Raw genomic sequence first — 18,734 nt, forward strand, 5'->3', positions numbered from 1 at the left:
TTCCCTTGATTTTAATCGGGGTTATCGCAAAATTGCGTACACTTCAATCTCGACAAGGAGCCGAGGGTCGATTAGCGCTTGCACCTCAACCATTGTCGCGGCAGGTTGAACCTCCTTGAAAAACTCGCCGTGCGCCTTGCCGATTTCTTCCCACTTGGAAATATCCGTGACAAACATTCTCGTCCGGACAACGTCCGACATGCCGGAGCCTAATTCGATGAGAGCCTGTTCTATCGTTTGCAGGATGAACTTCGTTTGTTCATAAGGATTGCCGACGCCTACTACTTCGCCGTCTTTCATCGCCGTCGTTCCCGCAACCTCGATTCTGTCCCCGATCCGTATAGCTCGGCAGTACCCTACAAGCGGCTCCCATGGCGACCCTGTAAATACTCGTTTTCTATTCATTGTTCTCCTCTATGGCTGTCGAACCTCCTCGCAACTTGCGTCGGAGGCAGGCGAAAATGTGACAGTCTTTTTCCGATACATAATGTATCATTCATTTAGAAATAGCGATTCGAGCTTATCATCCCTGTTTAACGAGGTGAAGCAATGTCCATTACATCTATGCCCTGCTATGTCTTCCATAACGATTCGGCTGCTACGATGCGGCTCGCGAACAAGTTCGGCGCGTATTTCGGAAAGCTTCCGAGGCATAGGCGCATCGTTGTCGTCTGTATCGGCACCGATCGCTGCACGGGAGATTCGCTAGGCCCTCTGACGGGCACCATGCTCGGTAAGTACCGCTCTTCGGAATTCGATATTTTCGGCACGTTGGAAAATCCCGTTCATGCGATGAATCTCGCGGATACGATGGACAAGCTGCAAATGCTGTTCGACGATCCGTTCGTCATCGGCGTCGACGCCTGTCTCGGACAAGCGTCCAGCATTGGCGCCGTAATGGTTGGAGACGGCCCGCTGCGACCGGGTGCAGGCGTCAATAAACAGCTGCCTCCGGTTGGCGACATTCACGTATCCGGCATCGTGAACATCGGTGGGCTGCTCGGGTATCAAGCCTTGCAGAGCACTCGGCTGCATCTGGTGATGAGCATGTCCGGCCTGATCTCCCGCAGTCTGCTCATCGGAATTCGCATGTCGGCAAATCGCGCGATTAGACCGGCTGTTCCTTGAAATCGAAGAGGCTGTTCCGCAAGTGTAGCACAGCTGTACGAATTGTTTATCGAGAATGAGCGTTGTATGCATCTATCTCCCTCCGATGCTTTTTTCGCTTCTTGATAATCTTGTACGACGCGCTTACGGAACAGCCTCTTAACTTGTCTATTGATTCAATATGAGCTGCATGCCCTGAGCTCTGAGTCGATCGTACGAAATCGCCCACTCTCTGAACTCTTCATACGTCTCTTCCGAGATTCCGAACGCCTCTTTCATGTCCATTACGATCTGTTTTTCCTCGTCGCAATAGTCTCCGTCTGCATAAGCAAGCAGCAGAATTTCCAGAAAAAAGAGATGCTGAACCTGCCGGTCCGTAATCTCGGACAATACTTCCTTCAGCGCTCTCGTCGGCTTAACGATTCGCAAATCCTCGAGCCCCAGCTCGAAGCCTACAGACTGCAAATACCTCTTCTCGTTGCCGCTGACAAAACCGTCCGCATTGGCGACGGCATGAGCCAGCTCCATGAAAATTTCCCGATGCTCTCTTCCCTGTAAAAAATGCAAAAACAACCGCAGTCAGCTCCTCGTATCGCCAGATGTGATCTTGCTTCATCTTGCACCGAAATCGGTTGTTTTTCAATAGCGTTGACAAACATTTTAAGAAGCTGTCGATATGCGCTCCAGCCTTATAGATTTATTGGACTTGTGCGGATTGTCTCTCAACATTCCCCTCAGATAGTTATCCAATTGTCCATAATCCATTTCACGCAGCTTTTCTAGCTCGGCCTGACTGCTTTCTGATTCATTTTTTTCAGTGTCGAGGCAGGCGATCACGCTTGCAAGCTCCGAATCGTCGATCAGGCGCTTTTTCCACATCGCTTTAACATCCTGCTTGAGCTTCTCCTTACTGCCCCCCCTTGCGATCTCCCGTTTAATCGTCTTGCCGTCCGGCAGTTGAAGAAAGTAGTAAGCTACAAAGCCCCCATTCATTCGTGACACTGAATACTGGTGCGAATTCTTCTTCATATTCAGATAATTAGCAATCGACACTGTAATTAGAATGACGCTGTTGCCGACTTGAATGAGGTGAATTATTGTCTCGATTGAGAACGGCTCCTGGGGGCCAAGGGGTAAAGATACATTAAAAAATGAAACCGCTATGCTCCTTACAACATTCTCTAACAATAACCATAAGGTCTGTCCAACGTACTGGAAGTATCCTTCTTGAAACGACTTCACGAGTACAACTTTTTTATCCGAAAGATCAAATAAGAAATAAATCGCAGCAGAAGTTATCATTGTTTCAACAATACTCATAATTGCCAAAATAATCCTTTCGGAGCCTGTAAGCGCAGAACTCTTGGGCTTCGGCGAGATAACATCTTGAAGAAAAGCTCGACAAACCCCGATCGTACGCTGAAAAAGCCGAACGCTTAATAGAATTAACAAAATGAGCAAAACTTCTTCTTTTCGCTCTATATAAGGCAACACGAATAATACGATTACAATAACGTTAAGCAAAAAAACAATCGAAACATAAACATTGATCGTGTTGCCGAACTGCAGATACTTGGCTTTGACAACAGGAAGATCCTTAGACGCATCTATTCGTACCATCTTTTTGATGAGAGTTAATCTTTCGTGATAAGTTAAACCCTTAAGGTTAACAATTTCTTTGAGTACATCCTGCACCACGCGAAGTGAAAAAGACTTTCCCGTCAGGCTGCCTTTGAACTGAATGTCATGCTTATTAAAAAATTTCCCCCAGCGATTAACTATCAATCTACGATATTGAATCTCTTTCCCCAGTTGCGCCGCTCGGTACTCATTTGTTGCCGCAGAAGCGATCATTCCAATAAACAAATAAGTAAAAATCATAAAGGCATGGGCGAGAAACACCCACAGCAGACTTTTCAAAACGATCAGCAAACCGGTTGAAGCCGACCAGTTGTCATTGTTTTCAAAGCTATAAATGAATAGAAAACAAATCAAAACAAGAGCGGAAACGCCCGCTGCGATGTACCGATACTTTCTGCCTACTCGACGGGCATATTGATAAAAGAAACAAAAGGAAATTAGCAGGAAAATGACTATAGGATAGATTTTCTTGGTTGCTGCAAGTTGCGGGATTCCCATAAAATCCACGTGTGCTCCCAAATATAGAAAAGTCCCGCCCCAAAATAATAAATCCCAGTTAAAAAACAATTTGAGCTTGCGCTGCGTATCTTCTACGTTAAGCGTTTGAAACAACAGCACATTCAGAAACGTCAACAGCAAATAAAAGTAGGGCACCGACAAGGCTGCAGAAAAAAAGTCCAGCGGGCTTCTCACTTGATTCAATGAAAGCAAATTTTGCAGATCGCTTGATAATGAACCTCCAAAATCAAGAAAAAACAGATATACAAACACCACAATTAAACCAATCTGCAAAGCGAGAAGCGCCTTCCAGATACTCCCATACTCCGACATCGACTTCAAATCATCATCTGAACGAGTCCGCTTCCGCATTCCTCTAACCTCTTCATCCGCAATAGTTCGACGCATTCGGATGTAATTCGACATTCAATGGGAATTTCCTCCAACAGCGAATGCTATTGCGGCATGAAGAGAGGGATTACCGGTAACAAATTCATTAAGAAAGAACAGCGGTTTATTCCTGTGAGGGCCCAAAGACCATTCTGATCGCCTCCAAATAGCCGAACCCGTGAACCGTGTCCGGCTCCAGGTAGCTGCCCTCCGTCCATTCGTTCCAGGCGTTGATCGTGACGATGTTCAAGCCGCCGCTTTTCTGTTCCGCCAGCGCTTTGGTCTGTCGGAGCGCCGTTTCGAATTCCGCGGGCGTATTGCCGCCGACCGTGGCCATGTACTGGTAGCCGATCGGCTCGTACTTGTCCGACTGCACCGTGCGCGGACTCGTGTCCCAGCCCATCGTGACGTTCGGAAAATAAGGCAGCTGAAACTCGTTCGCCAGATCGGACATTTTGGCGACGGCTTCGTCCCGCCATGCTCCATAGTCCGATTGCGGAAACTCCGGAAGTCCGACGTGATGAAGCCATACGTAGGAGGTGACCGAATCGAAGCCGAGCAGGTCGAGCAGCTCGTTCGGATTGTCGATGCGCTTCTCCCCCGGCAAAATCTGCACGCCCCAGACGACCGCGTTCAGATGCAGCTCGCCCAAGCCCGCTTGGCGCACACGTTCGCGGAATTCGCCGAGAATCCGCTTCGTCTCGTCCAAGCCGCCCAAACCTTCGACAAGGTTCATTAGCTCGTAGATCGAGAAGTACAACCCGCCCCCGACTCTCCAGTAGGACGGATGGCGAAAATAACGCTCGATCATATGCTCGGTCGCCGCGACGAACGCCTGCTCAGACACCTTGCCGGAGGCGAGCGTCGCCGGCTGCAGCGCCCGGGTCAGCGGGTGAATGTCGATCCAGTCGTGATTCGCCCACATGAGCGAAAACTTCAGTCGGTCCGCATTGTTCGCCTGCAGAAATCCTTCCTCCAGCCCCCTATGCAAGTATGGACCGTCCTCGTACCAATACCAGTCGAAAATAAAGCAATCGATGCCGTGGTCCGCCGCAGCGTCGATTTTGCGCGCCATCGCCTGCGGATCGGATTCGTCCTCGTAGCCCCAGAGCGGAACCTTAGGCTGCGCATGGCCTGCGAACCGGGGCTCCGCCCGCTTCACCAGCTCCCATTCGGTCCACCCCCGGCCATGCCACTTGTCGTTGCGCGCATCGGGGTGATAGTTCGGAAAATAATATACGGCCACTTCCGTTTTCGTTTTCACTCGGGATTGATACCCCTTTCTAGATTAACTATTTCTCGCCCAGCCCTATTGCCTTCCAATCCTACTCCTTCACGCTGCCAAGCGTAATCCCCTGAATAAAATGCTTCTGAAGAAACGGATACAGCAGCAGAATCGGCAGCGCGGCCAGGAAAATCTGCGCCGCCTTCGTCGTCTGATCGGAGATTTGCGACAGCGTCTTCAGTTCCTCGGTCGTCGTCATCAGGCTTGGATCGCGATTAATGACGACCGACTGCAAATACGTCTGCAGCGGAAAATGCTCCGGCTTGTTCATATAGATCAAACCGTCGAACCAGGAATTCCAATGGCCGACGCAAATGAACAGCAGCAGCGTGGCCAGCGCGGGCTTCGCCAGCGGAACGGCAATCCGCCATAGCACCGACCAATGTCCGGCTCCGTCCACGAAGGCCGCCTCGTACAGCTCCTTCGGCTGCGAGCGCATAAAGTTAAGCAGCAGAATGACGTTAAAGACGGGAACGGCTCCCGGCAGAACGAGCGCCCAGATCGAATCGAGCAAGCCGAGCTGCTTGACGACCATGAACACAGGGATCAGACCGCCGGAGAACAGAATCGTCACGACGAAAAACCAGGCGTATACCGAACGCCACCGGAACTGACGCCTTTCCTTGGACAGCGGATAAGCGATGAGCACCGTCAGCGTCATATTGATAAGCGCTCCCAGCGCAACCCTCTCCAGCGATACGAGGAAGCTGTCAATGAACTGCGGCTTGTTCAGGGCGTACTTGTACGAGGCCAACGTAAAATCGACGGGCCACAGCTTCACGAAGCCGGCCGTGGCGGCGGAGCTGGCGCTGAACGAGACCGCGAGCACGTGGATGAGCGGCAGCAAGCACAGCAGCGCGGCTCCGCCAAGGAAGACGTAGTTCGCCCAATCGAACGCTCGTCTTCCGAATGCGTTTTTGTAGATCATCCGTATCCCTTCTTCGTTTAGAAAATTCGGTAGTTCGCCAGCCGGTAGGCAAGCGTGTAGGAAATCGTAATCAGGATCAACGAAATGACCGATTTGAACAGACCGACTGCGGTTGCCAGACTGTACTGCGCGTCGACGAGCCCGATTCGATAGACGAGCGTGTCGATAATATCCCCCGTGCTGTACACTTGAGGACTGTACAAATTGAACACCTGGTCGAAGCCCGCGTTCAGAACGTTGCCGAGGCTAAGCGTCAGCATCAGCACGATGATCGGCATCATTCCCGGCAGCGTGACGTGGATCGTCTGCTTGATCCGGCCCGCTCCGTCCATGACCGCGGCTTCGTACAAGGTCGGATTGATCGAGGTGATGGCGGCCAGAAACACGATCGTGGAGAAGCCGAACTCCTTCCAGATGTCGGAGACGACCAGCACGTAAGGGAACCATTTCTCATCCCCCAGGAAAAAAACGGGCCCAAGGCCGAAATACCCGAGAAAGGAATTGACGATGCCCGAGGACGGCGACAAAATATCGATCAGCACGCCGCCCAGAATGACCCACGATAGGAAATGGGGCAAATAGACCATCGTTTGGACCGAACGCTTAAATGCCGTCCGGCGCACTTCGTTCAGCAGCAGCGCGAAGAGAATCGGCACGACCAGCCCCAGGACGATTTTCATCGTCGCGATCCAGACGGTGTTGCGCAGCACCGACCCGAAGTTCGGCAGTTGAAACAAATAGTGGAAATGCTCCAGACCGACCCATTCCGAACGGAAGAAACCCTTGGTCGGAATAAAATGCTCGAAGGCGATCGCGATGCCCGTCATCGGGTAATAGCAGAACGCAAGCACGAACAGGACGCCGGGCAGCAGCATCAGGTGCAGCGAAGCTTCGCCGCCTTGCTTTTCGCGGATCTTCAAATTCCGTACCTCCTATCGTTGCGCGGGAAAGAAAAGGAGGGGATCGCCCCCTCCCTTCGGCTTATTTGGATGCCGCCCACTCGTTTACTTCGTTGGTGATCTCTTCCCCGCCGAGCTTGTTCCAATTGGCGACGAACGTATCGAACGTATCGATCGATGCGGCGTTCAAAATGATTTTGGTGAATGTCTCCAGCTCAAGCGTATCGAGCGTGGAGCCCTTCTTCAGCATCGTCTCCGTAGGCGCTCCGAGGAAGCCGTTCAACGTCACCTGCCCGTTGTTGTCGTATGCGTCCTCCACGCTGAGCGCCCCTTCCGGTCCCGACCATTTGTAGCTGCCCCAGAACGCTTCGTCCCCGGCCAAGTACTTATTGATGCTCTCGTAGTTGTCCTTGGCGTCGAATGAAAGGCCAGCATCGCTCTTGCTTTCCAGCGCCTGCTTGACCCCGCGGTAGATGTTGATGTTCTGCAGCGGATCTTGGGCCGTAACCGCAGCGTAAGCGTACAAGTTCATATTCGTGTCCTCGTTATTGAAAAACCGCTTGTCGCGTCCGTTCGGGCCGTACTGCTTCTCCAGGCTGTAGTTCAGCAGCTTGACGAGCGCTTCGGGGTTTTTGGCCCCTTTCTTCACCGCGTAGAAGAAGACGGCGCCGTTGCCCGCGAGCGAGCTGGCCGACGAGCCGTCGGCGGAAACGATCGGATAAGGCATCCAGTTCGCCTCCGGGTCGTTCTTGAAGCCGTCCGGCAGCGGCCAGAACGCATTCCAGTGCTGACCGTAGAACATGCCGATCTGTCCGGAAGTAATCAGCTCATTTACCTTATTGGCGTCGTAGACGCCGAACTCGGGATCGATCAGCCCGGCCTTGAACATCTCCTGCAGCTTGGCCAGCGCCTCCTTCATCTCCGGCTGAACGGAGCCGTAAGCCAGCTTGCCGTCTGCTCCCGCCACCCATGCCTTCGGATAAGCCTTTAATCCGTACGCCAACCCTCCGATGCCGCCATAACCGGAATAAATGTCCTTGCCCAGTCCGAGCCCGTACGTTTTCGCCTGGCCGCCCGGCTTTTGCTTGACGAATGCTTCAGCGACGCTCCATACGTCGTCAATCGTTTTCGGCGCGTCCATACCGACCTTCTTCAGCCAATCCTCGCGAATCCAGATCATTTGGGTGCCGTCGATGACGGAAGCGGTGGAGGGCAGCGCCATCTTCTTGCCACCGAACGTGGCGGCCGTCCAGCCGACGCCGCCGTCCATCGACAGCGTCGTCTTCGTCAGCTCGGATGCGTACTGCTCGAAGACATCGGTCAAGTCCATAATCATGTCCGACTCGATCAGCTTCTGCAGTTGGGTCAGATCGACCGTCACGATGTCGGGAATGTTGCCCGATGCGATGGAGACGTTCATTTTCTGCCCGTACTGGCCTTCCGGCACGGTCCATTCGTTTTTCAGCACGATGCCGAGATCTTCCTGATAGCCCCGATACCATACGTTGTTGTCCAGCGACTCGCCTTCGACGAATGTTACGGTGCTCCCAAGGCTTCGGGCCGTCGTCACTTCGATTGGCGTTTCGTATTTGCCCAGCGGATCCTGCGTTCCTCCCGTCGCGGCCGGCGAGCCGGATTCGCTCGGAGCCGAAGCTTCGGAGCCGGACGGCGTCGCGCTTCCCGTCGCCTCACCTCCGCCGCCGTTAGAGCTGCAAGCGCTCAGCAGCAGCATGACGGCGATTAGACCGTATCCCATTTTGCGTTTCATAGTGCGTCCCCCTCGATTGCGTTATGGTCTAGATGATCATCTGTTTCTATTGTAGAATCGCGGCGGACGCCGTTAAATCGTAATCTTTCTACTTTCTGTTCCGATCTCTACCTGTTCGACGACGGGAACGCAACTTCCACCCTCAGGCCTCCGAGAGCGCCGCGCGAGAGACGAAGCCCGGCCTTCTCGCCAAAGCGCAATCGCAAGCGGCGGTGCACGTTGCCGAGACCCGTCGTTTCCCCGCTTTGTCCCGCCGACTGCAGCTTGCGCCGCAGCGCCTCCAGGGCGGTATCGTCCAGTCCCGTTCCGTTGTCCTCGACCGCGATGACCGCCTCCTCCTCCTCCGTCAGCAAGAACGACACATCCAACAGCCCGCCTTCGGCCCGTTTTTCCAAGGCATGCACGAACGCATTCTCGATGACCGGCTGAAGGGTCAGCCGCGGAACGGACATCCGCGCGAGAGCTTCCGGCACGTCCTCGAAACGCACGGAAATCCGGTCGTGGAACCGGAATAACTGGATATCCGTATACGTCCGCGCATGAACGACCTCATCCTGCACGGTCACCTCCTCCGCGCCGTCGCGCGTAATGAAGCGATAATATTCGCCCAAGTACTTTGAGAATTGAGCGACGTTGTCGTTCTCTCCGAATTTCGCCATCCGGTAGATCGTAAAGAAGCTGTTGTAAAGGAAGTGCGGGTTGATCTGCGATTGCAGCTGCTTCAGCTCCGCGGTCTGGGTCCGGTATTTCTGCTCGTACACTTCGTATACAAGCTCCTGCAGCTTGCGGATCGTCTGATTGAAATGGCGGTACAAATAAGCGAATTCGTCCTTGCTGCTCCGTTCGATCGATACGTCGAAGTTGCCGTTGCCGACCTGGCGGAAAGCGACGATCATTTTGCGCAGGGGATGATGGACAAGCCGGTAAACGACATAAGAAACTACAGCGATAATTAGCAAGGAGACGAGGGAAACGTAGCGGATGCGGTCCCGGTTCGCTTTGAGCTTGCCCAGCACTTCCTTCTCCGGGACGAACACGGCGAACGTCGCGCCCAGAAACGCCGAGCGTTCGCTGTAATGAAGATAGTCTCCCTGTTCGGTGTGCAGCGTCTCGACGGCGGTCGGCCCGATGCCCCCCGCGGCATCCGCCGCCCGCAGCAGGCTCGCGCGCTCCTCCCCGCTTCCGTCCGATGCGACTCGCCAGCCATCCTCGGAGCCAAACAGCGCGGCAATGCCGACGCCGTTGTACTTGAATCGGTCCATGGCCGCCGCCAGACGCTCCCGGTCGAGCTCGATCGTCAGCACGAAGGACGGAATCGCCACGCCGAACAGATACGAATTGGAATAACAGATATAAAGGCGGCCCTTCTCCTCGATCAGTGCCGCAGCGGACGGCCGGACGAACCGCTGGAGCGATTCCCGCTCGGATTCCGAGATATCGCGGTACGTCTGGTTGGCCGTAATCATCGTGCCCAGGTCCGGCAGGTAAGCGGTCGTATCGGCAATATATTGGCTCATCGATTGGAGCTGAATGAGCTGGCGTTGAATCGCCAGAACGGCTTGCCGCTTCTCTTCGTTGGTCATGATTTCCGAGGCGTTGGAGAGCGTGTCCAGCTCCGGGGAAGCCGACAGCTGCTGCTGGAACTTGATGACCTGCGACAGCTCGGTCTCGAGGCTGCTCAAATAATAATGCGCCTGCGAGCGCACGGATTCGGCGACGCCGTCCCGCACGCCCGTCGCGTCGGAGCGGTTGATCTGCAGTACGATCAAATAAAACGGAAGGACCGCCACGAGCAGGGTGACGACCATTTTCGTATAGATGGATTGGAAGAGGGAGCCGAGAGGCAAGCGAATTTCCCCTTTCTGGTGATGTCCGTCAGCTTTCTCTGTATTCTTGAGGGGACTTGCCGGTCAATCTTTTGAACAGGCGGGCGAAATACGAGGGAGATTCCAGCCCGACGGCGACGGTAATCTCTTGAATCTTCATGTCCGTGGAGCGCAGCAGCTCCTTGGCCTTCCGGATTCTCCGGTCCGTTACGTAATCCGACAGCCCGACTCCCGTAAGCTGCTTGTACAGCCGGGACAGATAGGCGGGATTCAAGTAAACGGCCTGCCCAAGCCGGTTCAGCGACAAATCCTCGCTCAAGTGCCGGGCGACGAAGTCCTCGACCTTGCCGACGATTTCCAGGCCTCGGTCGGCCTGCATTTTTCTCCGATGGGCGAACAACGCGGCTGCCGTCTCCCGGAAAAAAGCGATCGTATCAACCCACGACGGAAACGCATCGTATCTCGTCAGCCTGTGCAGCCGATCCGAGTCCTCCGAAATTTCCTGTAGGCCGCTGCGGTTAAGCTGGGACAGCAGGAGACTCGAAATTCGGTTAAAGGCTTCTAGCGACAGCGCCAACGGCACACGATTGCGGTCCGCGGCGTTCAGAAGCCGAACGAGGCCGAGGTCGAACTCTTCCGCCTTGCCGTTCTCCAGATGCGCCTCCAGAAACACGAATCGCTTCAGTTCGGCACGCAGCTCGTCCGTCCGACGCTCGTCCATGCCGTCTCCGCCTCCGCTGCCCAGATAGGAGATTTCCTCGCCGATGCCCGCTCCCTGATGCAGCAGATCGCGAAGCCGGTCGTACACCCGGCCGATGTCCGTCCATTCGAACAGGCCGCTGCAGGCAAAGGAGAAGCGCAAGCTCAGAAATCGGACCGCGGCCTGCTGAATCCGGTCGAGGCTAAGCTGCAGTTCGGCATCGACTTCGTCTTCGCCCCTAGGCTGAATGAGCCAGAGAAGCGCCGCTCCGTCCAGGGAAAGCGACAGAGTGGCGCAAGAGGGGGGAAGAAGCTCCCCCGCGATATTTTGGAGCGCATAGAGCAGCAAGGTACGGTCGGAAGGGCGATCGATGCCTTCCCACGAATCCGCCTTGCCGAGCAGCATGTATATCGGCGCCGCTTCCGAGAAAGGAATGTCCAGCTCCTCGAAGCGGGCCTTCAGGCCCGCCGAGGCGAACGGCTCTCCCAGCAGCAGATTGCCGATATATTCCCGTTGCGCCAGCGGCTGCAGCTGCTTCATTTTCGACTTGGCCTCCGCGACGAATCGCTCGACGTCCAACTCCTCGTGAAGGTCGGCGATCGCCTTGCGGACGGCCGCTACGATGTCCTCGTCTCCCTCCATTTTCAGCACGTAGTCCGCACCGCCCTTGCGCAGCACCTCCTGAACGTACCCGAAGTCGCTGTAGCCGGTCAGGAACACGACCTTGCAGCGCTTCCAGCGCTCGCGAACCCGGTCGAAGAGCTCCAGCCCCGTCATCTCGGGCATGCGGATATCGGTCAGAACGATGTCGATGCGGCTTCGTTCCATGATTTTAAGCGCTTGGATGCCCGAGTTGGCGCGGTGAACTTCCAAGTCCGGAATGCCGGCCGTATGGAACAGCTCCGTCAGACCGTCCAGTATAATCGCCTCGTCGTCGACGATGAGCAGATTGATCAAGTTGCGTTTCCTCCTTCATTACAGCTCCACCCGGTAGACGTGAGCTCCCGCTCCCGTAGTCGAGAAGCGAATAAATCCGTCGGCGTCGGCGGTAAACGTGCTCCATGCCGCGCCGTCCCGCTTCACCTGATACGCCGTCCCGGGTGTCAGGCTTCCGATTTTGAGCTTCTTCGCTCCGGACGACGAATCGATCGTTACGGCCGTCTCGGTCGCGGACGCATATACGGACGCTTCCGCCCCGTCGTACACCAGCTTCTCGACCTTCATCCAGCCAAGCGCGGAAGGCCGGCGCGGCGCGACGGAAAGTCCGTCCTTCTCCGTATCGATGCCGAGGAACCCGTAGAGGAACGCGAGCGGAACCAGCGCCGATTCGGTAAACTCGGCATCGATGCCGATGCCTCCCGCCGAACCGTCTCCCTGCATTCCGATGCCGCGGATGCCATAGTAGGACCGATAGCCGCCTTCTTCCTGCGCTTCCTCGTAATGCTCCAAGATCGCCGCGAAGCGGTTCCACGCGTCGTCCGCGGACTTGTATTTCAGCCTGGCCATCACGTCGTAATAGCTGACGTACATAATGGCTCCGCCGTCCTGAACCTGCGTGCCGAAAGGATGGGTGTCGGACTGCGTCCAGATGATGTTGTACCATTCGGTGTTGCGCTTCGTCGAAGCCCTTGCCGCGAATTTGGGCGCATAGATGTCCGCGCCCGTCGACGTATCCCCGACGACCGTACGCGTGCCGTCCAGCCACGAGAAAATGCTCGCCGCCCGGGTCGGGTCGGCCAATCCCTGGGCCAGCGCCTCGAGATTGACGAACGTATACCCGTAATCGTGCATCGCTCCGTTCGTATCGACGCTCGGCACGTATCTGCCGGTCGCCGCATTCCAGAACGGGGAGGAGCTTCCGGTCATCGCCGCCGCCACGTTCGCCGCCTTCGCGCTCAGAGACGCCGAATCGTCGCCGTACGGATTTGCCGCGATCGACCAGCCGGCATTGTCCTCGATCAGCTTCTCGATCTGCGCCATCGTTTTCAGCGCTTCATAGTAGTAAATGGTATCATAGAAATCCTTGTATCCGATCGGCAAAATGTCCCAGTAATTCGAACCGACGCCCTTCCCGTGAACGTAGCGGTCGGCAACGTTCGGCTTCGTCATGTCCACGCCGCTCGTTCCTTCGTGGCCGACCCACGGAATCGTCAAATAATGATTCGAGCCGGAATCGAACTCCGTTTTCAGAAACTGAAGAGCGGATCTCATCCGCGAAATGTTGCCTTGCAGGAACGCGACATCGCTCGGATTCCACAGGAACAGCTCGGCGCTTCCGAGCACGAAAGCAGTGTTCGTCTGAACGTGCCGGGTATCGTATTCTCCCGCAACTCTCTCGAGCCCGACCTGGCTGCCGGGCTGCCCGCTGTCCGCCGGATCGATCCGGTACTGCTTGATCGTGCCGGTCCAGTGCGGATTTTTGAACATCGGAATCTGGTAGCCCTTGCTCGCTCCCGTCGTATCGACGGTAAAAGCGACGCTTTTCGCTTCGTTCCAGGTCGGGTCGGCATCCGTCGTAAAATAAATTTTGCCCGACGAGTCGGCGTTCGTACTGCTCATCTGCACGTAAAGATACGGCATACGGGAAGCCGGAGTATTCTGCACGGGCGACACGACGAAAGGATCGGCTCCGGTCGTCTGCAGCACCCATTTGCCGCCGGAGATCGCGTGGGAGGCGACGCTTGTCGTCCATCCCGAGACGCTTGTCCCGAACGCATACTTGCGCACCGCGGGATCGTCCGGACTTGACGTCGAAGGAAACGGCCATCCGACGAGACTTGTCCCTTCTCCCCACCAGTTGGTCGGGTTCAGGACGTAGACGTAGCCATCGTCCGTCATTCGCACGTCGTTGAGCAGATGCTCCCGAAGCACCTCGTTATAGTCCGCGCCGTATTTTCCCTTGTTGAGCCCGGTATTCATCCAGGCCGTCGTCATGGCGTCCCATTGCATCCAGTTCGTCTGCGGATTGCCGTCGACGGGACTCGGGCCGAATTTCAGCGTGTACAGCGTTTTGAACATCCGGTTGACCGTCTCCGCGGTCGCCGCATCGGACGAAGAGAAGACCGGAAGGTCGGGAAGCACCTTGCTCGGCGTATACGTGATCCGCGACTTGAAGTCTCCGTAGGCGGAAGCGACCGCTCCGTCGATGTACGGTGTGCCGGGGAAAAAGTTGTTGCCCGACGTCTGCCAGACGCCGACCCCGTTCGTTCCGGCGCTCAACACCCACAAATAATCGCCTGCCGGCTGTTCAGGAACGTCCAAGGCGAGCCACGCATTGTCCGCAAAATCGACGAACGTCTTCTCGACGATCGGAGCGCTCGCAACCGTCGTCGCGTAGTCGGTGTTCCAAGCGTATAGGGAAAGCTTCAGACTGCCTTGGTCGTCGCCGTAGCTCGGCGTATTCGTCTCGATTCTCGTAAACGGCCACACGGCCTGGAATCTCTCTCCGGCGGAGCCCGCTCCCGAGATCGGCACGTCGCGTACCGTCGTATCCACGTGGCTGTACATTTCCTGCGGCTCCGTGCCGTATTCTCCGTAGTACAGGCGAGCCTGGTAGTCTCCGGACGTTTCGCTCCCGTTGAAGTATGCGGTCGCCGGATGTCCGCTATCCGTCAGCTTCCAGACGCCGACCCAGCCCGAAGCGCCGGATAGCGTCCATACGTATTGTCCCGCGGACTTTTCTGGAAATTGAATGCGAAGCCAGGCGTTGTCAGCGAAATCCGTAAACGTTTTGCTGACGAGCGGCGTTCCTCCGACCGAGGTCGCGTAGTCGGTATTCCAGGCGTACAGCTTCAGCGTCAGGCTGCCGTCGTTGTCCGAGTAGCTCGGCGTTCGAACCGCCAGGCTGTAAAACCGGTCGTGAGCCGCAAAGCGCGAGCCCGCCGTATCGGACGCGCCGATCGTCACGTCCTGATAAGCGTTCCCGTCGTACAAATAAGGGTCCTCATCCGCATAGTAAATCCGACCCTCATAATCGCCGGACGTCGGAGTCCCGTTCCAGAACGCCTCCGCCGGATCCGCGCTGTCCGTCAGCTTCCAGACGCCGACCCAGCCGACCGCTCCGGACAACGTCCAGACGTATTGGCCGGCCGGCTGCTCGGGAAAGTTCAGGCGCAGCCATTCGTTGTCTTGGAAATCGACGAACGTACGGCTCGCAACCGGAGCGGCCGCGACCGTCGTCGCGTAATCCGTATTCCAGGCATACAGCTTCATCGTCAAGCTTCCGTCATTATCCCCGTAGCTCGGCGCCCGCACGGCGACGCTATAGAACGGACCGCTCGCCGCGAACTTCTGGCCTGCCTCGTCCCCTGCCCCGATCGTCACCGAGGCGTAATGGATGCCGTCGTAATGCCTGACCGGCGCCGACGCAGCAGAGGCTGATGGCGCGCCTCCTGCAACCGTCCACGTTCCGAGTATGAGCGCCAAAGCCAAAGCGAGCGCGATCCATTTTCTTCCCTTCATTCGGCATTCCTCCCTGATTGTCCGAGCGATCGGCCTCGCCGCCCGCCCTCATCCGGAATGCGCTTACATCTCGCTTGGCGCGTTTTCCGGTTTCCTCCCTTCATTGTAGCTTGGCCTATACGCGCGAGATAGGCTAAAACTTCTACTTTCTGTTCCGATTTCTACTTCCTATTCGTATGGTCGGGCTATTCGTATGGTCGGGTCTAGGCGTATGGTCAGGTCTAAGCGTATGGTCGAGCTATGCGATGGTCGGGCTATGCGTATGGTCGGGCTATGCGTATGGTCAGGTCTAGGCGAAATTGTGGGGCTGCAAGCCGATAGAGTCGGGCTCGAGCGGATAAATGGTGGGTTGGCGGAGCTATAAGCAGACTGAGTTGGGTTCGAGCGGATAAATGGTGGGGTGACGGGGCTGTAAGACGACTGAGTTGGGTTCAAGCGGATAAATGGTGGGGTGACGGGGCTGTAAGACGACTGAGTTGGGCTCTAGTGGGTAAATGGAGGGGTGGCGGGGCTGCAAGACGACTGAGTTGGGTTTGAGCGGATAAATGGTGGGTTGGCGGGACTGTAAGCAGACTGAGTTGGGTTTGAGCGGATAAATGGTGGGTTGGCGGGACTGTAAGCAGACTGAGTTGGGTTTGAGCGGATAAATGGTGGGTTGGCGGGACTGTAAGCAGACTGAGTTGGGTTTGAGCGGATAAATGGTGGGTTGGCGGGACTGTAAGCAGACTGAGTTGGGTTTGAGCGGATAAATGGTGGGTTGGCGGGACTGTAAGCAGACTGAGTTGGGTTTGAGCGGATAAATGGTGGGTTGGCGGGACTGTAAGCAGACTGAGTTGGGTTTGAGCCGGATAAATGGTGGGTTGGCGGGACTGTAAGCAGACTGGGTGGATGGAGCGGGTAACCTCCTTAGGATACAAACAAAATGAGCTAACCCGTTATATGCTTATCTCACGCATGCGAGTCCAGATCAGACCAATAAGACCGCCTGGCGGCCTTATCTCTTGCATCCGAGTCCAGATCAGGCCAATAAGACCGCCTGGCGGCCTTATCTCACGCATCCGAGTCCAGATCAGACCAATAAGACCGCCTGGCGGCCTTATCTCTTGCATCCGAGTCCAGATCAGGCCAATAAGACCGCCTGGCGGCCTTATCTCACGCAACCGGGCTATGAAATTAAGCCTGCCGGAAGCAAATGATCTCCTAATGCAACTAGGTTGGCTTATAGGTTGGCTCATAGGTTGGCCTATAGGTTGGCTTACAGGTCAGCCGCTGCTTGAAGCTGGAACGGTTTCAAATTTCGCCGCGGACTTCTATGAACGATATTCGGCGTAGTGGCGTACGGCCGCGATGTTCATGCCGCTCTCCCACGGTCGGCACCTTGTATTGAAGGGCCGCCCCGCGTCGTAATATTCCACCCATGCATCCGTCGAATCGGCGATGCTCACGACATGCGCCAGAACGGCTTCGGCGCCGGGATGCCGCAAAAGGGTCAGTCCGTACAGCAGCAAGCTTTCGTCATAACCGACGAAATAGGAGGATCCCGGAACGGTAGGCAAATAGCCGTAACGCTCGAATATATCGTAAGCTCTGCGAAGCTCCTCCGCCTTCTCCTCGTCTGTCAGCAACCCAGCATGTACAAAGGAAGGAAGCAGCCCCGCGGATTGAACCGCGACGACTTGAGGCGCGACCGCCTCAAGCGGCGGCTCGTTCGCCAGACAGGCCGGGCAAACGTAACGGCCCGCGGCCGTTCTTCGCGTCCATTTTAACGCATGAATGCCTCGTGGATGACAGCTTTCGCAGACGCCGTGACGGTAAGCCGGCAGTTCTGCCGTCTCCGCCCTTTCGGGCGCATTGGCATAAAAACGTCCGTCCTTCCGGAAGCGCGTTCGGAACACCGCTTCCGTTCGCTCCAGCAAGCTTTCGCAAGCTGCGGCTCGTTCTTCGTTCCATAGGCCGCGGCCGACCGCGAACGGCAGCAGCCTTCTGCCGGCTTCCAGAAACAGCAGCGTTGCCTCCATAGAGCCGTCATTCAGGGAAGTGCGGGGCAGGAAGCCTCCTGCGACGTAAGTCTCGTCTCCGTTAAAGGGCAGCATGCCGTCATGCAAATGCGGCAATTGGACCTGCCAGCAGTCGTCGAGCATCGGGAACAGAGAGGCGACGTAATCCCAGTCTCCCGTCGCCTGCCCGTAATCGAAAGCTTGCACGATCATATAGGCGGTAATCTCTACGTCGTCGTTCTCGTGCACATGGCGGGCGCGATCGTGCCCCATGCTCTCCGCGTTCCGAATCCCGCCTAGCCCTGTCCACTTCCCATAGCGGAAAGCCAGATTCCTTCTTGCTTCCTCGTACAGGCCGAGCGAGAGCAAACCCCTCGACGCGCCGTATTGATCCCGCACGTAGGCCAGCGCGTAGTTGTGGCCGGCCATGATGCCGCCGTCCTGCGACTGCTGCGCGGCAATCAGGAAAGCGACGCTCTCGGACAACTCGTCGATGCGCTTCCTCATTCCTTCCCCGATCCGCTCGCCGTATTCAAGCGAAGCAATGCGCGAAGAGAACCGGTGATCCGCCTCCTCGGCTTGCGCTCTAAGCAGCTCATAGCCCTGCTCCAGCATCGCACGGGCGTGCCCCTCGGCTTCCGGATAAGAGGGGCCACCGGCCAGCGCGAAATACGATTCTCCTGCGGGCACCGCAATGCCGACTTTTCCAGTGCCCGGTTCGAACTCAATCCGGGTTTCCTGTCCCCAGAAGACTGCGGCAAGGAACGTCTCCTCGCCCATCGGATAACGGTAGATACGGGCCGTGTCGGGCGCCTTCACGAGAACCGACTTGACGGTCGCCTCTGCGGAAGTCAAGTCCCCGCTGCCCGGATAGCATTCGTAATCTTCCCCGAGCGTCAGCTCGAGACGCAAGGGTTCGTCGGCATGCAGCCGGCATAGATAGACCGGCAGCTCGCTTGCGACGAACGCTTCGGCCAAGGCAACTTCACGGCCCGCTTCGTTCAGATACTTATGCCGCCAGCGGTTCGTGCCCTTGTCCCGGCACGATTCGTAGCAAGGCTCCGCGCCGTCGGCAAGCGCCCATTTTCCGTGCAGCATCGACGGCGAGCTATACGGAGGCCCGTAAACTTCGGCGATGTCGTTCCCGCGCCCGTATACGAGAAAACGTCCGTTGCCTAACGCATGGATCGCGCCGTCGTTGTTCTTTTTCCACATCTCCGTCACTCCCTCCATT

At 56.3% G+C, this 18,734-nt stretch carries 12 protein-coding genes; 1 reads left to right on the forward strand and 11 read right to left on the reverse strand.

Going from position 1 to position 18,734, the window contains the following annotated elements:
- Nucleotides 1-21 precede the first annotated feature (21 nt).
- Entirely contained in the window at nt 22-405 is a 384-nt protein-coding gene (locus DFP98_RS33790; RefSeq protein WP_116065046.1) for a RidA family protein, read from the reverse strand.
- Nucleotides 406-549: 144 nt separating this feature from the next.
- Between DFP98_RS33790 and yyaC the strand changes: the two genes are divergently transcribed.
- A complete protein-coding gene (gene yyaC / locus DFP98_RS33795) occupies nt 550-1,128 on the forward strand; it encodes a spore protease YyaC (protein WP_116065047.1) in 579 nt (192 codons plus the stop codon).
- Between the two features lie 147 nt (nt 1,129-1,275).
- Here the strand turns inward: yyaC and DFP98_RS33800 are convergent, their stop codons facing one another.
- From DFP98_RS33800 to DFP98_RS33850, 10 genes are all read right to left on the reverse strand, one after another.
- A complete protein-coding gene (locus DFP98_RS33800; RefSeq protein WP_116065048.1) occupies nt 1,276-1,680 on the reverse strand; it encodes a tellurite resistance TerB family protein in 405 nt (134 codons plus the stop codon).
- Nucleotides 1,681-1,767: 87 nt separating this feature from the next.
- Nucleotides 1,768-3,618, reverse strand: coding sequence for a hypothetical protein (locus DFP98_RS33805; RefSeq protein ID WP_116065049.1), 1,851 nt, complete (start codon nt 3,616-3,618; stop codon nt 1,768-1,770).
- 142 nt (nt 3,619-3,760) lie between these two features.
- Nucleotides 3,761-4,900, reverse strand: a complete 1,140-nt coding sequence (locus DFP98_RS33810; protein ID WP_116065050.1) for a glycosyltransferase WbsX family protein — start codon at nt 4,898-4,900, stop codon at nt 3,761-3,763.
- Nucleotides 4,901-4,961: 61 nt separating this feature from the next.
- On the reverse strand, nt 4,962-5,849 hold the full coding sequence (locus DFP98_RS33815) for a carbohydrate ABC transporter permease (RefSeq protein ID WP_116065051.1): 888 nt from the start codon (nt 5,847-5,849) through the stop codon (nt 4,962-4,964).
- 17 nt (nt 5,850-5,866) lie between these two features.
- Complete coding sequence (locus tag DFP98_RS33820; protein WP_116065090.1) at nt 5,867-6,724, reverse strand: ABC transporter permease; 858 nt, start codon at nt 6,722-6,724, stop codon at nt 5,867-5,869.
- Nucleotides 6,725-6,830: 106 nt separating this feature from the next.
- Nucleotides 6,831-8,516 (reverse strand): extracellular solute-binding protein, encoded by a 1,686-nt coding sequence (locus tag DFP98_RS33825; RefSeq protein WP_116065052.1) that lies wholly within the window; start codon nt 8,514-8,516, stop codon nt 6,831-6,833.
- Between the two features lie 107 nt (nt 8,517-8,623).
- Nucleotides 8,624-10,363: a sensor histidine kinase gene (locus tag DFP98_RS33830; RefSeq protein WP_116065053.1), complete on the reverse strand. Its 1,740-nt coding sequence runs from the start codon at nt 10,361-10,363 to the stop codon at nt 8,624-8,626.
- A 28-nt stretch (nt 10,364-10,391) separates the two neighbouring features.
- On the reverse strand, nt 10,392-11,999 hold the full coding sequence (locus DFP98_RS33835) for a response regulator transcription factor (RefSeq protein WP_116065054.1): 1,608 nt from the start codon (nt 11,997-11,999) through the stop codon (nt 10,392-10,394).
- Nucleotides 12,000-12,017: 18 nt separating this feature from the next.
- Nucleotides 12,018-15,503: a hypothetical protein gene (locus tag DFP98_RS33840; protein WP_116065055.1), complete on the reverse strand. Its 3,486-nt coding sequence runs from the start codon at nt 15,501-15,503 to the stop codon at nt 12,018-12,020.
- A gap of 1,310 nt (nt 15,504-16,813) precedes the next feature.
- Entirely contained in the window at nt 16,814-18,715 is a 1,902-nt protein-coding gene (locus tag DFP98_RS33850; RefSeq protein WP_116065057.1) for a hypothetical protein, read from the reverse strand.
- Nucleotides 18,716-18,734: the final 19 nt, after the last annotated feature.

Origin of the sequence: Cohnella phaseoli (assembly GCF_003386235.1) — a bacterium.
Lineage (GTDB): Bacteria > Bacillota > Bacilli > Paenibacillales > Paenibacillaceae > Cohnella > Cohnella phaseoli.